The organism is Corynebacterium sp. NML180780 (assembly GCF_007786415.1).
Taxonomy (GTDB): Bacteria; Actinomycetota; Actinomycetes; order Mycobacteriales; family Mycobacteriaceae; genus Corynebacterium; species Corynebacterium gottingense.
On the sequence record NZ_VNKN01000001.1, the window covers coordinates 43,187 to 56,541 of the forward strand.

15 protein-coding genes are annotated in these 13,355 nt (G+C 66.2%); 9 read left to right on the forward strand and 6 right to left on the reverse strand.

Translation table 11 applies throughout. The features are described from left to right. Positions 1-49: 49 nt before the first annotated feature. Positions 50-1,234 (reverse strand): amidohydrolase, encoded by a 1,185-nt coding sequence (locus tag FPP74_RS00215; protein WP_144716754.1) that lies wholly within the window; start codon positions 1,232-1,234, stop codon positions 50-52. Positions 1,235-1,304: 70 nt separating this feature from the next. Then, positions 1,305-1,940 carry a uracil phosphoribosyltransferase gene (upp, locus tag FPP74_RS00220; protein WP_144716755.1) on the reverse strand — a complete coding sequence of 212 codons (636 nt, stop codon included), beginning with the start codon at positions 1,938-1,940 and terminating at the stop codon, positions 1,305-1,307. Between the two features lie 129 nt (positions 1,941-2,069). Here upp and FPP74_RS00225 point away from each other — a divergent pair, with 129 nt between their 5' ends. From FPP74_RS00225 to FPP74_RS00245, 5 genes are all read left to right on the forward strand, one after another. Then, positions 2,070-2,351, forward strand: coding sequence for a hypothetical protein (locus FPP74_RS00225; RefSeq protein WP_095546116.1), 282 nt, complete (start codon positions 2,070-2,072; stop codon positions 2,349-2,351). Next, entirely contained in the window at positions 2,348-3,445 is a 1,098-nt protein-coding gene (locus FPP74_RS00230) for a C40 family peptidase (protein WP_255456016.1), read from the forward strand. Before FPP74_RS00225 ends, FPP74_RS00230 begins: the two co-directional genes overlap by 4 nt. Positions 3,446-3,505: 60 nt before the next feature. Further along, positions 3,506-4,744 (forward strand): hypothetical protein, encoded by a 1,239-nt coding sequence (locus FPP74_RS00235; protein ID WP_144716756.1) that lies wholly within the window; start codon positions 3,506-3,508, stop codon positions 4,742-4,744. Positions 4,745-4,766: 22 nt separating this feature from the next. Beyond that, positions 4,767-5,906: a trimeric intracellular cation channel family protein gene (locus tag FPP74_RS00240; protein ID WP_095277673.1), complete on the forward strand. Its 1,140-nt coding sequence runs from the start codon at positions 4,767-4,769 to the stop codon at positions 5,904-5,906. Positions 5,907-5,969: 63 nt separating this feature from the next. Next, positions 5,970-7,265, forward strand: coding sequence for a D-alanyl-D-alanine carboxypeptidase family protein (locus FPP74_RS00245; protein ID WP_255456017.1), 1,296 nt, complete (start codon positions 5,970-5,972; stop codon positions 7,263-7,265). Here the strand turns inward: FPP74_RS00245 and FPP74_RS00250 are convergent. Then, positions 7,216-8,301, reverse strand: a complete 1,086-nt coding sequence (locus FPP74_RS00250) for a YhjD/YihY/BrkB family envelope integrity protein (protein ID WP_095547580.1) — start codon at positions 8,299-8,301, stop codon at positions 7,216-7,218. The two genes, FPP74_RS00245 and FPP74_RS00250, sit on opposite strands and share 50 nt — an antisense overlap. Positions 8,302-8,392: 91 nt before the next feature. Beyond that, positions 8,393-9,400 (reverse strand): tryptophan--tRNA ligase, encoded by a 1,008-nt coding sequence (gene trpS / locus FPP74_RS00255; RefSeq protein WP_095547581.1) that lies wholly within the window; start codon positions 9,398-9,400, stop codon positions 8,393-8,395. Between the two features lie 235 nt (positions 9,401-9,635). Here trpS and FPP74_RS00260 point away from each other — a divergent pair, with 235 nt between their 5' ends. The 4 genes from FPP74_RS00260 (at position 9,636) to FPP74_RS00275 (ending at position 12,004) form a co-directional block, all read left to right on the forward strand. After that, complete coding sequence (locus tag FPP74_RS00260) at positions 9,636-10,112, forward strand: hypothetical protein (RefSeq protein ID WP_144716757.1); 477 nt, start codon at positions 9,636-9,638, stop codon at positions 10,110-10,112. Between the two features lie 178 nt (positions 10,113-10,290). Continuing rightward, entirely contained in the window at positions 10,291-10,644 is a 354-nt protein-coding gene (locus FPP74_RS00265) for a GntR family transcriptional regulator (protein WP_095536466.1), read from the forward strand. Further along, positions 10,641-11,324 (forward strand): hypothetical protein, encoded by a 684-nt coding sequence (locus FPP74_RS00270; RefSeq protein ID WP_144716758.1) that lies wholly within the window; start codon positions 10,641-10,643, stop codon positions 11,322-11,324. Before FPP74_RS00265 ends, FPP74_RS00270 begins: the two co-directional genes overlap by 4 nt. Further along, a complete protein-coding gene (locus tag FPP74_RS00275) occupies positions 11,321-12,004 on the forward strand; it encodes a hypothetical protein (protein ID WP_144716759.1) in 684 nt (227 codons plus the stop codon). The genes FPP74_RS00270 and FPP74_RS00275 overlap by 4 nt, the downstream gene beginning before the upstream one ends. A gap of 16 nt (positions 12,005-12,020) precedes the next feature. Here FPP74_RS00275 and FPP74_RS00280 read toward each other — a convergent pair whose 3' ends face one another. Both FPP74_RS00280 and bioB read right to left on the reverse strand, forming a co-directional pair. Next, the gene (locus tag FPP74_RS00280) at positions 12,021-12,224 is read right to left on the reverse strand and encodes a hypothetical protein (protein ID WP_095555317.1); all 204 of its coding nucleotides are present in this window, start codon (positions 12,222-12,224) and stop codon (positions 12,021-12,023) included. Further along, on the reverse strand, positions 12,224-13,270 hold the full coding sequence (gene bioB / locus FPP74_RS00285) for a biotin synthase BioB (protein ID WP_095553414.1): 1,047 nt from the start codon (positions 13,268-13,270) through the stop codon (positions 12,224-12,226). Before bioB ends, FPP74_RS00280 begins: the two co-directional genes overlap by 1 nt. Positions 13,271-13,355: the final 85 nt, after the last annotated feature.

Consider the following 13,355-nt stretch of genomic DNA (forward strand, 5'->3'; position numbering starts at 1 on the left):
CCCTTTTTTATGCGAGCGGAATTTTTCGTGCGCCAGTGTACAGGCCCGCCTAAGGCTTCGATGCGTTGAAGTACTGCTCCACCACGGAGCCGAAGAAGCGCACGCCGACAGCGATGGAGCGCTCGTCAATGTTCAGGTTGCCCTGGTGCAGGTCGTACTGTTCCCCGCTCCCGCTCCACGCGCCGAGGCGGACCATCGCGCCGGGGACGTGCTCGAGGTACCAGGAGAAGTCCTCCCCGCCCGAGGACTGCGGGGCGGTGACGATCCCGTGCGGGTCCACGGCGCGGCCGGCGGCGGCCGCGAGGGCGGTGGCGGCGTCGTCGTTCAGCACCGGCGGCACGCCGCGCACGTAGTCCAGGTGGTAGGTGCAGCCGGTCGGCGCGACGACCAGGTCGATCAGGTCCGTGAGCAGGTCCTCTAGCCCGCGCCAGGTGGTGATGTCCGCGGTGCGGATCGTCCCGTCCAACAGCCCGACCTTCGGGATCGCGTTCGGGGCGTCGCCGGCCTCCACGTGGCCGAACACCAGCACGGTGCCGGTGCGCGGGTCCACGCGGCGCGACAGCAGCGCCGGCAGCTGCGTCACCAGCGCGCCAAGGGCGTAGACCACGTCCGTGGTCAGCTGCGGGCGCGAGGTGTGGCCGCCCGGCCCCTCCACCCGCACGCTCAGCACGTCTGAGGCAGACGTGATCGCCCCGGCGCGCACGCCGACCTGCCCCACCCGCAGCTTCGGCTCGGTGTGCAGCGCGTAAATCGTGCTCACGCCTTCGAGCGCGCCCCATTTGATCACGTCGAGCGCGCCGCCGCCCATGACCTCTTCGGCCGGTTGGAAGATGACGCGTACGCCGTTGGGCAAGGGGGCTTTGGCAAGCGCACATGCGAGCGCCAGCGCAACGGTGGTGTGGACGTCGTGGCCACACGCGTGGGAGACCCCCGGCTCGGTCGAGGCGAACGACAGGCCGGTCTGCTCGGTGACCTTCAGGGCATCAATGTCTGCGCGGAATGCAAGGCGCTCCCCGCCCTCCGGTCCGATGTCCACGTACAGCCCGGTGCCCGGGAAGGGGACGGGCTGCAGCCCGTGCGCGACGAGGACATCGTGGATGAACCTGGTCGTCTGGACCTCTTCGTTGGAAAGCTCGGGGTGAGAGTGCAGATGTCGGCGCCACTCGATGATCTCGTCGTGGTGCTGCGTGACCCATGTGTCCACGGCTGCCGCGATTGATGCCGTGTCTGCCATTGTCCCTCCGGCTCTCTCGATGTGGCGTGTGTTTAGCCTGACAGTCTACGCGCGCACGCCCAGCGCAGAGCTAAAAGTCAATATTGCGCGGCCCGTAGAGGCGATCGCCGGCGTCGCCAAGCCCGGGCACGATGTACGCCTGCTCGTTCAAGCTCGGGTCGATCGCCGCGGTGATGAGCCGGATGGGACCGCCGTGAGCTTGCAGCTTATCGACGCCCGGCTGCGCACTCACCATGCACACACAGGTAATATCGTCCGCCCCGCGGTCAACCAACAGGTCGATCGCGTGGATGAGCGAGCCGCCCGTGGCCAGCATCGGGTCGACGAGGAAGACGGGCTGGCCGGACAGGTCGTTCGGCAGCGCCTCCAGGTACGGCACCGGCTCGTGCGTCTCCTCATTGCGGGCCATGCCGATGAAGCCGACTTGCGCATCCGGGATCATGGACAGCGCGGGATCGATCATGCCGAGGCCGGCGCGGATGATGGGGACGATGATCGGCGGCGTCTTCAACCGGGACCCCTGGGCGGTATCCACCGGGGTGACGGTGTCGAAGGTTTCCACCTCGAGGTCACGGGAGGCCTCGTAGATCAGCATGGCGCCGAGGTCCGCGAGTGCCGCGCGGAAGGCTGCGTTGTTGCTGCGCTCGTCGCGCATGATGGTCAGGCGGGAGGCGGCAAGGGGATGATTCACAACGGTGATGTCCATGACTCTCCATGCTAACCCACTGGCGCGAAACGACCGCGAAACAACGAGGTCCAGCGGGCGCGGGAAAAATTTTGCAAGTTTTTTGGCTCTCGATGGAACCGGGGGCGCCTTCGCTGCGTCTAATACTGCATGAACGTATTTGAACTCGACACCACATATGTCCGCTCCCACACCGATGCGCTGCGCAACGACGCAGCATCGCTTGCGCCCCTGTCCGAACTGCCCATCCCCGCCACCGGCCCGCTCGCAAACTTCGCCCGCGCCACCGCTGGCGCCATCCGCTGCTCCAACGGCAAGGCCGAAGAGCTGCAGGAGGCCGCCCGCCGGATCGCGGGCAACATGGACCTCACGCTGCAGGCAGCCCACTGCGTGGACGAGACCACGGGGCTCACCCTGGAGGGCGCGCTATGAGCACAGCAACGCCATCGCCCCTGACCGCGTTCGCCCAACATCCCACCTTCACCGCGGTGCGCGATACCGCGCGGGGCTCGTGCATCGACCCGCTTTACGCGGCCACGAAGATCTTCGCGTCCTGCCCGGAGATCTTCCCGACGCTCCCGCCGTTTTCCACCCCGCAGTTCGCCGCCTTCGACCCGCTCGCCAGCGTCGTCGGGGCGGATGCCGGGCGCTACCGCGACGCGGTCACCGCGCTGACCGAGCAGCGCGACGAGATCAGCGACATGGTCGTCACCGGCACCACGCTCGTCGCCACCGCGGTGGGCGAGCTCGTGGACACCGCCATCTCGATGGTCCGCAACGCGTCCGCCGCTGCCGCCGCAGCTGCCGTCGGCGGTCCGCTCGCGCAGCTCTCCGCCGCCGCGCCCGTGGTGATCACCGGCCTGCTCAAGGCTGGCGCGATCCTGGAAACCCTGGGCAATGACCTCGACGGCCTCGCCGACCGGCTGAACCAGACAACGCTGGCGATGCACGCCCGGGAGGCGCTGGTGGCGTCGCCGGTCGCGCAGGAAGCGCAGCGCACGCTCGGCGAGCTGGTCGATCGCTCTCCCCTGGCCGCGATCCGTCCCACCGCCACCCCGGTGCCGGAAACCCGCCCGGCGGCGCAGCCGGTGGCGGCGAGCGTGGGCGGCGGCGAACCCGGCCCCGCGGGCGAGGCGACCCCGCCGGAGCTCGGCAAGCCGGTGAGCCCTGCAAGCCCTGCGAGTACGGCCGGGTCCGCTGCGGTGCAGGCGGCGAAGTCGCAGATCGGCACCCCGTACACCTGGGGCGGCAGCCAGCCCGGCGGCTTCGACTGCTCCGGTCTCACCTCCTGGGCGTACGGGCAGGCCGGCGTGGACATCCCGCGCACCGCAGCGGAGCAGGCCGTCGGCCAGCAAGTGGCGTACGAGAACCTGCAGGAGGGCGACCTGGTGGTGTGGGACGGCCACGTCGCCATGTACGCCGGCGACGGGATGATGATCGAGGCGGGCGACCCCGTCCAGCTCAATCCGGTGCGCACCGAGAACATCGGCATGCCGTTCCGCGGCTTCTGGCGTCCGACGGCGTAGCCGGGAGGGGTAGCGGGTTGGGTGCGTCGCGCGCGGCGACCTTTAGTAAAGTTTGCGTTCATGAGCACGCGCGCGATCCTCCCCGTCAAGATTTCACTGACCCTGGGCGATTTCTACACCCTGTGGGCCCCGACCTGGAAGGAGCACGGCTCCGAGTGGCAGGCGTTCCTCGGAGACGACCAGTCCATCCTGGTGTTTAATTCACCTGCCGAGCTGCTGGCGTACATCAATACCCACGCCGAGCACGACCTGACGGACCACCCGAAGTGGGCGCACTTTAGCGGCCAGGGCGACGACCGCGTCGTGCCGGACGAGAAGCACACGTTCGACATCATCGGCGCGCCCGAGTACTTGGCGGGGCGCCCGAGCCACGTCAACGTCTCGTCGCTGGGCGGCGTGCTGCAGATTGCGCGCTCGCTGGCCGACGTGGCCAGCGCGGAGCACGCGCAGATCTTCTTCGCCTCGCACTCGGTGCTGGGCAACGTGGCGCGCGGCGCCGACCACTACGCGGGCGAGAACGGCATGGACGAGTGGACCGGGCTCGGCCACGTCATCCTGGCCAACTGGAAGGAGGTCGTGGAGTCGCTCGATGGCGCTGTGCGCTTGGTGTCGGCGGATGAGCTGGATGCTGCGGCCGTCGATAATGCGACTGCATCGATCGAGTCCGCCCAGGCGACGCGCGCCGCGAACAAGGAGCGCGAGGAGGCGGCGGAGAAGGAGCAGGCCGCCGCGGCGGACCCTTACGACGCCACGGTGTGGGCCAACGCCGGCATCGACCCGGTCAAGATCTCCATCCAGGGCAAGAGCGTGTACACCCTGCGCACCTACCTCGGCTCCGCCCCGGTGTTCATGGGCAAGTACGGCGAGATCATGACGTTCCCGTCCACGAAGCACCTCGGCCGCTGGATCCTGCAGAACGACGAGCACGACCTGGCCTCCCTGTCCACCTGGCCGGACTTGGTCAACGCCGCCAACGCTGGCGACCTGAAGGTGGAGGTCCACCCGGACAACTCCTACTCGTTCAACGGGCTTGCGCAGGACATCGCGAAGGGGGTCGACACCGTGGACACCCAGCAGATGGCAAAGGCATACGAGCTGCTTGCCGACGCCGCCGACTGGGCCAAGGACGACTCCCTCAACTCCTTCCTGCTGGCCAACCCGCGCTTCCAGGACTACCTGGCCTACATGCTCGGTTCCACCGAGGCCGCAGGCTACGTCCCGTCCGCCCCATTCACGGATAAGGCGGAATCGTGGACCGAGATGGAAAACCAGCTGATCAAGCGCTTCTCCAAGTTCTAGAAAGCTTCAGGCATCCCACGCCATGACCCCCGATCAGGTCGATCCCCTTATCACCACTATCTACCGTTGGTTCGACGTCTCCGGTGTGCTGCTCATGGGCATCATCGGTGGCACGCTTGCCCGCCACCGCGGCTACGACATCATCGGTTTCTTCTTCATCGCCATGCTGTCCGCCCTCGGCGGGGGCATGCTTCGCGACGTCCTGATCAACCAGGGCACCGTCGCCGCCATGAACCAACCCGAGTACCTCATCTTGGCGTTCACGGGCGCGCTCATCGCCCGCTTCACCTACTTCAAGGGCAAGGCCTGGGAGCTCTTACAAAGCCACGGCGACGCGTTCGTCTCGGCGCTGTGGGCCGCCACGGGCGCGGGAAAGGCGATCACGTACGGCCTGCCCATCCTGCCCACGATCATGATGGGTGTGTTCACGGCGACGGGCGGCGGCATGATCCGCGACGTGGTCACCGGGCGCGAGCCGTCCATTTTCGGCGACAACCAGCCGACGGTCATCCCGGCGGTCGCCTGCGCGCTGATCATGCTGCTGGGCAACGCGACCGGGTTCCTCGCCGTGGGCATGGTGCTGGGGCCGATCGTCAGCTTCGCGCTGTTCCTCGCCGGCTACTGGGGGAACTGGCGCGTGTCCACCAACCCGGAGTACGCACCGGTGAATGAGACCGCGGTACAGGTGGCGCACCTGGCCAAGAAGGCGGAGCACCGCTCGCGCGCCGTCGCCCGCGAGCTGGAGCCGACCCGCGTGCGCTCGTGGCGCCACCGCCAGATGGAGAAGGCGCTGCAGCGCCGCATCGAAAGCGAGGTGCGCAAGGGGAAGCGCCGCGCCACCGCACAGACGGAGGCGGACGATTTCCTGCAGGAGTTCACCCACGAGTTCTCCGCCATCGACCCGACGATGCTGGACAAGGCCGAGCAATCGCCTCGCGACGCCACTGAGCCCGCCGAACCCGAGAGCCTCCTCGACGGCCTGGGCGTGGACCTCGCCGGCGACTCGTACGACGACGACCCAGCCCCCGAGGACCGCCGCCCCGCCGACGCCGACACAATTGCAATGCACAACGACATGCTCGATACGATCCTCGCTGACGACAAGCTCACCGACGAGCTCATCGAGCGCCTCGCCGCCCGCTACGCCCAGAACGACGAGTAGCGCCGCCCGCGCGTCCGTCCGCGGGCCCGTGGCAGGCAGCGCGTACGATCATGCGATGTGTTTGTGCAACGGAGAAGTGTCGCTGCCGTGGCGGTGGCGTCGATAGCCATCGCGGTGCCTGCCGCCCCGAACCTGGCGGTCGCGCAGGAGACGTCCACGACTGCGCTCACCCCAGGCCCCGGCCACTTTGACGAGTTTGGCAACTGGGTCCCACCGGTGCGCGACCGCGCCCCGGACACCGACAGCTGCCCGAACGCGCAGCGGCCGTCGGAAGCAATGTCCACCTCCGAGCGGCTCGCGCCGGGCCAGCCCACGCCGACGCCGCCGCCGCAGGTCTACGACGGCCCCTGCGGCGTGATCGTCCCGCCCGGTTATGCGGTGCCGAGCGACGTGTACGCCTCCGCCTGGGCCGTGTTCGACGCCGACTCCGGCGAGGTCCTCGCGATGAAGGACCCGCACGGGCGGTACCGGCCGGCCTCGATTATCAAGGTCCTGCTCGCGCTCGTGGTGATCAACGAGCTCCCGCTGGACCAACAGGTCCCGGTCTCGGAAGCGTCTGCGAACCAGGAGGGCTCGCGCGCCGGCATTGGGGCGGGCGGCACCTACACCGTCAACGACCTCCTGCACGGCCTGCTCATGGCGTCGGGCAACGATACCGCCCACGCCCTCGCCCAGGCGATCGGCGGCGACGACGCGGCGCTGCGCAAGGTCAACGCGCTCGCCCAGGACCTCGGCATGCGCGATACCTACGTCGCGTCCTACTCCGGCCTCGACGCCCCCGGCATGTCTACCTCCGCCTGGGACCTGTCGCTGGCCTACCGCGCCGCGTTCCAGAACCAGACCTTTGCCGGCATCGTGGACACGGATTCCTACGAGTTCCCCGGCTTCGACGACCTGCCCGGCTTCCAGCTCTGGAACGACAACCAGCTCTACCTCAACGACCCCGAAGGCATCGGCGGCAAGACCGGCTACACCGACGACGCCAACCACACCTTCGTCGGCGGCGTGCACCATGACGGCCGCCGCCTCGTCGCGGTGCTCCTGGACACCACCGTCGGCGAGCACCGCGCGTGGGGCCAGGCCCAGGAGCTCCTCGCCGCCGCCTACCCCGTCGCCGCGGGCCAGGGCGTCGCATCGCTTGACGACGACACCGCTCCCTCCACCTCGCCCTCCACCACTCCCCTCGCTCCGGGTCCGGACGAGGGGGCGTCGACAAGCACTGATGCGCAAAAAGCGCCGGCGACCACCCCGTGGAAGTCCATCGGGATCGTCGCCGGCGTGGCCGTGCTGGCGCTGGTGGCGCTGGCGCTTAGCCTCGAGTCAAGAGGGACACCACCCCGACACCGACGGCGCCAATAGCCGCGCCGACACCGAGCGCCTTGCCGGTGTTGGAATTCTGGCGGGCGGCGCCGGAGCGGACGTTGATCACGGCGGGCTCCGGCACCTCCGCGGGCGCACGCTTCAGGCTCTCCTGGGTTGTCGCGGTCCACGCGGACATGTACAGGACGACGCGCCAGATCAGATAGAGCACAACCATCAGGGAGATCAGCGGGCCGAAGATGGCGCCCGCCGGGTTGCCGGTCATCGAGCCGATGATGAGGCCGGCGAACTGCTTGATCACCTCGAAGACGATCGCGCCGAGCAGCGCGCCCTGCATGCCGGACTTCACCGGCACCTTCGTGCGCGGCAGGAACATCACGACCCACAGCATGACGAGGAAGTTCGCCAGGATGCCCACGAGCAGCCCGACGACCCACACCAGCACGCGCGCGCCCGGGACCTGGTCCAGGCCGATGTACTCGAGCAGTTGGTCCGTCCAGCCCGACACACCGAGCGCGGTGACGGCGAACGCGACGACGAACAGCACGATGAGGCCGATCAGGCCAACGAGGTCCCACAACTTCTTGGACACGAAGCCACCGCCCTCGTTGGCGTCCAGGTTCCACATCGCGGACACACCGACGCGCAGGTTATTCATCCAGCCCAGCCCGGACCACAGGGTGGTGAGCAGGCCGATGCCGGCGACCGCGCCGCGCTGATCAATCGCGGACTGGATGAGGTCATTGACCATGCTGCCCATGTCGCCCTCCAGGCTCTCGCTGACCTGGTTCTGGATGTCCTGCATGAGGTCCGGGCGGGCGTTGAGGAAGAAACCGAGGCCGGCGAAAACCAGCATCAAAAGCGGGAAGAGCGAGAGCACGGAAAAGTATGTGATGCCCGCGGCGTAGTGGTTGCCGCCCTGGGCGCCGAAGCGGTCGTTCATGCGCAACAGGTGGCCAACGGCGGGCGCCTTCTTCTGCACCTCGTCCATGGCGCCGTCCTGCTGCTGCTTCGTGGCACGCTCAATGCCGTGCTCGTCGGTGTACGCCTTGGACGGCGACGTCGATGTTGCCATGCGGCAATCCTTCCTCACTCAGTGGACTGTTGTCAGCACCACAATCGTAGAGGAAGCGTTGGGGCGTCGATACTTGATGCCCCGTGTGGTGCTAGGCGCGCTTGAGAAAACCGGTCTTCTCGTAGACATCGGCGAGCAGCGGCGCGGCGACCTCGCGGGCGCGCTCCGCACCGCGCGCGAGGATGGCCTCGAGCTCCGCCTGGTCCGACATGAGCTCGTCGTAGCGGGCACGCAGCGGGGTGGTGAACGCCTCGAGCGCATCCGCCGTGTCCACCTTGAGCGCGCCGTACCCCTGGCCCTCGTAGCCGGCGACCAGGTCATCGATGGACTTGCCCGTCAGCGCCGACTGGATGACCAGCAGGTTGGACACGCCCGGCTTGTTCTCCTTGTCGTAGGCGATCACGCCGTCCGCGTCGGTCACGGCCGAGCGGATGCGCTTTGCCGACGTCTTCGGCGCGTCCAGCAGGTTAATCAGGCCCTTCGGGTTCTGGCCCGACTTGCTCATCTTGGAGGTCGGATCCTGCAGGTCATAGATCTTCGCCGCGCCCTCCGGAATGAAACCCTCCGGCACCACGAACGTCTCGCCGCGCTTGGCGTTGAAGCGCTCCGCCAAGTTGCGGGTCAGCTCAAGGTGCTGGCGCTGGTCCTCACCCACCGGCACGAGCTGCGGGGAGTACAGCAGGATGTCCGCGGCCATGAGCACCGGGTAGGTAAACAGACCGACCGAGGTGCGGTCCTGCCCCTGCTTCTGGCTCTTGTCCTTGAACTGGGTCATGCGGCTGGCCTCGCCAAAGCCGGTCAGACACTGCAGCACCCAGGTCAGCTCCGCGTGCTCCGGCACGTGCGACTGCACGAACAGCGTCGACTTCTCCGGGTCGATGCCCAGCGCGATCAGCTGCGCGCAGCCGGCGATCGTGCGCTGGCGCAGCTCCTCCGGGTCCTGCTCCACCGTGATCGCATGCAGGTCAGGGATGAAGTAGAACGCCTCGTAGTCGTCCTGCAGGTCAATCCACTGCTTCAGCGCACCGAGGTAGTTCCCCAGGTGATAGGAGTCGGCGGTGGGCTGGATTCCGGAAAGGACGCGTTTCATACACCACATATTAACCCGATACGTAATCGAGGGAACCGGGGTTCTTTATCGCTACGATGAAGCCCACGAAAAGAGCAGCGATGACTGTAAGTAACCGCCCTGAGACAGTTCAGGATGCCAAGGGAGAACATCCGCACCGCGGCTAGACTTCATTCGAGAAGCTGGCCCTCAAGAGAACGCGAGGGCAACGGCAGATCCGCGTCACTGATGAAATGCGTCACATCGTCTCGTTTGATTCCTCAACGTGCGTATCACTGTCCTCCAGCTCGACCCGATCCGCCCGCTCCAGCGCCTCGGCCACCAGATCATCGCCGACTGCTTCGGCGGCGACGTCTCCGTTGGCCTGGCCAGCCAGAACAAAAAAGGGCACCGTACGGCTGTCGCTGACCGAAGCCGGTCGCACAGACCTTCTCCTCGCCCCCTCATCCTCGAGCCGGTTGTCGTCGAATCCCACCACGACGCAGTAGTGTCACTCCCGCCCGGCGCGCAACTACTCGGTTCGAGTGCTCACTGCCCTATCCAGGCAATGTGGCTCGACCCCATCGTTTCGGTGCAGTTCTCCCCCGAATGCGCCCCTGATGTCGCAGGTCAATGGGCCGCACGCAGCAATTACGACGCCACCACCGTCGCCCACGATCTCTCGCGTCACGTCGACCGCCTCACCCATACCGGCGACACCCTCGCCACCGGCTCCTTCCATGCCCCCCAGGTGTGGCGGTAGTTGCGGTAGGTATTTCAGATTTCGCCTACCACTTGCTCGACCCGACCAGTAGTACAGGGATGCAGCACTGCTAGAAATCAGCGCTGACAAGCAGCTTTCGCGACCTAACCGGCCCTACCGGCGCGTTGGAAAATTTGGGGGTTGACACGCCAGCCTTGCTGGTTCTATGGTTACCCACATGAGTGGTAAACCCATCTACCAACAGATTGCCGATGAGTTACGTGACCTCATCGGCGCTGGCACCCTCGCCCCCGGCGACCGGGTGCCGTCCACCAACGAGTTGTCCGCCTATCACTCCGTCAACCCAACAACCTCCGCCAAGGCGCTCACCGAACTATTCGACGAGGGCCTGCTGGAAAAGCGTCGCGGGCTCGGCATGTTTGTTCTAGAGAGTGCGCGTGACCAGGTATTAGGTACGCGTCGCGAGGCATTTGCCCGCAACTTTGTCCAACCGCTTGTCCATGAGGCCAACCAGCTCGGCATCACCACCGAGGAGCTGGCCGCAATGATTAAAAAGGAGCGCCCCCAATGAACCCCGGCTTCTACGCGCTGGTCGGCCCAAACGCCGCCGGCAAAACCCATTTCCTACACACACTCATGGGCCCGCACGCCGCGTTTGTCCCGGCTGGTGCGGACGCGAAGTTTGCGGGCACGACCGTAGACGACCACCTGCGCGCGGTCGCGGCCATCCACCCACATGCAGAGCTCGACTTCCCCAACACCCGTATCAGGGACCTCTCCGTTGGGCAGCGCCGCCTCCTCACCATCGAGGTGGCCCTAGCCATCGGCAAGGACCTGCTACTCCTCGACGAGCCGTTTGACGGCATCGACACCACCACCCGTAAACAGGTCCGCCAGCGGCTGATTGACTACATCGCGGAGAACCCGCAGCGCAGCGTGGTGATGGCGTCGCATCGCGCCGAGGACTTCGCCGGTTTGGCCACCCATGTCATGCAGACATTCGATCACGAGGTCTCGCGCCCTGTCCCACTCGACGACGCCCGCCTGCGTTTTCCGACGGTCACCGGCCCCACCGCCGAGATCAAAGAACTTATCGCCCGCTTCCCTGTTGCGGAGTCAGCGAGCCTCGGGCCGACGACACGCGCCACTTTCACCGAACCCATCAGTGAGAACAATGTCCACCTGCCCATCGAATACCCGGACGATGCCGAACTCATCGACCTCCTTGCGACAGAAAGGCCCGCACGATGAAACTCTTCCTCAGCCCCTTCAAGCCGCTGTCCTACCTGGTGGCGTTGGCCGTATTACTGATCCTGGTCCCTCTGGGCCGTTTCTACGGGGGAGATGGTTCCCTCTGGACCATCTTCGGAGGCTTCGCCCTGACCGCCCTATTTATCCTCGCTAGCACGCGGTGGAGCGCGTTAAACCAGCTCGGCGCGAGTTTTTCCGCGTGGATGAACTCGGCAACAATCACAGCTGTCATTGCTGCGGTGGTACTTGGAGTGTCCACCGCGGCATCCTCGATCTACAACCAGTTCAAGAGCCCGTACTACCAGGCCTATGACCTGTTCCTCTTCACCAACGGCGCAGACGTGCCCTGGGTGGACACTAACGGTGATGCCTACATCATGGCGAACGTCGGACAAGACACCACGTCTATGACCCTGACGATGCTGCTCCACATTGCGTTCTTCTTCGTGGCTGCCATCGTGGGGGTTGCGCTCGGTTTGGTCTACGCCTCCTACGGTGCCGGACGCGGCCTCATCACCGCATTTTCCACGTTCCTCATGGCGGTGGCGCTGTACTGGGCAATAGAGTTCCCTGTACGCGATTGGGACACCGCCGCTGCCAGTGGCATATACGCCGCATGCCTAGTCACACTCGCCGTCAGCGCGGTGGCGTTTCGTAGCACGAAGCGCTTCGTGCCCTAGCAACCACTCGCGCCCCCTACCGCTCCAACCACTCCGAGCGCAGCAGCCCGTGGCGGGAGCAGCAGGCCTCCCACCCAAACGGGCTGATTTTCACCACCATGCGACGCTCGCACACCGGGCAGATGCGCGGCGCGTCATAGGGGCGGTTCGGGTTCACGGGCAGCTGAATCTCGCCGGACAGGACAGCGTCGGCGAGCTCAGTGCTGTCGGGCACGCGCATTAGAGGGCCTTGATGGTGTCGTAGACCGCGCCGTGGCCGGACTTCATCTTCTGGCCGACCGGGGTAATCCCCAGGTCGAGGACGCGGTCAACAGCCTCGCGGTCCTGCTCGATCGGGCGCCCCAGGGTGGTCAGGTAGTTGCCACCGATAATCGCGTTGGCGCCGCCGAGGAGGCCGGCCTCCGTACCGTCATCGCCAAGCGCGAGCTCGGTGCCGCCAGCGAAACGCAGCTGTGCGGTCGGCATGGCCAGACGGAACGCGGCAACAGCACGCAACGCCTCGCCCTGCGGAACCAGCGGACGGTCCTCGAACGGGGTGCCCGGGCGCGGGTCGAGGAAGTTCATCGGGACCTCGTGCGGCTGGATTTCAGCGAGCTGGGTCGCGAACTCAGCGCGCTGCTCCAGGGACTCGCCCAGGCCGATGATGCCGCCGCAGCAGGTTTCCATGCCCTCGGCCAGCACGTACTCGAGCGTGTTTTTGCGCTCCTCCCAGGTGTGGGTGGTCACCACGTTGGGGAAGTAAGACTTCGCGGTCTCAAAGTTGTGGTTGTAGCGCGACACGCCCATCTCCTTGAGCTGGCGCGCCTGGTCCTGGGTGAGGATGCCCAGGGATGCGGAGATGGAGATGTCCACCTCGTCCTGGATGGCCTTGACCGCGGCGGCAACCTGGTCGAGCAGCTGCTGGGTCGGGCCCTTCACTGCGGCGACGATGCAGAACTCGCCCGCACCCATCTTCTCGGACTGCTTGGCAGCCTCGACGAGCTCGTTGATGTCCAGGGTCACGGCGCGGACCGGGGACTCGAACAGGCCGGACTGGGAGCAGAAGTGGCAGTCCTCCGGGCAGCCGCCGGTTTTCAGGGAGATGATGCCTTCCAGCGACACGTCAACGCCGCAGTGCTTAATGCGGGTCTCGTGCGCGATCTCCAGCAGCTCCTGGAGGTCCTCGTCAGGAACCTGGAGGACCTGCAGGATCTCCTCCTGGTTCAGGCCCTCGCCCTTCTCCAGGGCCTTTTCGCGTGCAATATCAAGAATAGGTGCGTGTGACATTGGTTAAACTCCGTTCTCAATGTAATGACTGACAAAAGGCTACCGCATCCGCTGAACAGTGTTCAGTTGTTGCCCCAAAAATCCC

What these genes read in the sequence shown, in the direction of transcription:
- FPP74_RS00215 (WP_144716754.1), bottom strand. Translation starts at nt 1,234, where the DNA reads ATGGCAGACACGGCATCAATCGCGGCAGCCGTGGACACATGGGTCACG.
- upp (WP_144716755.1), bottom strand. Translation starts at nt 1,940, where the DNA reads ATGGACATCACCGTTGTGAATCATCCCCTTGCCGCCTCCCGCCTGACC.
- FPP74_RS00225 (WP_095546116.1), top strand. Translation starts at nt 2,070, where the DNA reads ATGAACGTATTTGAACTCGACACCACATATGTCCGCTCCCACACCGAT.
- FPP74_RS00230 (WP_255456016.1), top strand. Translation starts at nt 2,348, where the DNA reads ATGAGCACAGCAACGCCATCGCCCCTGACCGCGTTCGCCCAACATCCC.
- FPP74_RS00235 (WP_144716756.1), top strand. Translation starts at nt 3,506, where the DNA reads ATGAGCACGCGCGCGATCCTCCCCGTCAAGATTTCACTGACCCTGGGC.
- FPP74_RS00240 (WP_095277673.1), top strand. Translation starts at nt 4,767, where the DNA reads ATGACCCCCGATCAGGTCGATCCCCTTATCACCACTATCTACCGTTGG.
- FPP74_RS00250 (WP_095547580.1), bottom strand. Translation starts at nt 8,301, where the DNA reads ATGGCAACATCGACGTCGCCGTCCAAGGCGTACACCGACGAGCACGGC.
- trpS (WP_095547581.1), bottom strand. Translation starts at nt 9,400, where the DNA reads ATGTGGTGTATGAAACGCGTCCTTTCCGGAATCCAGCCCACCGCCGAC.
- FPP74_RS00265 (WP_095536466.1), top strand. Translation starts at nt 10,291, where the DNA reads ATGAGTGGTAAACCCATCTACCAACAGATTGCCGATGAGTTACGTGAC.
- FPP74_RS00270 (WP_144716758.1), top strand. Translation starts at nt 10,641, where the DNA reads ATGAACCCCGGCTTCTACGCGCTGGTCGGCCCAAACGCCGCCGGCAAA.
- FPP74_RS00275 (WP_144716759.1), top strand. Translation starts at nt 11,321, where the DNA reads ATGAAACTCTTCCTCAGCCCCTTCAAGCCGCTGTCCTACCTGGTGGCG.
- FPP74_RS00280 (WP_095555317.1), bottom strand. Translation starts at nt 12,224, where the DNA reads ATGCGCGTGCCCGACAGCACTGAGCTCGCCGACGCTGTCCTGTCCGGC.
- bioB (WP_095553414.1), bottom strand. Translation starts at nt 13,270, where the DNA reads ATGTCACACGCACCTATTCTTGATATTGCACGCGAAAAGGCCCTGGAG.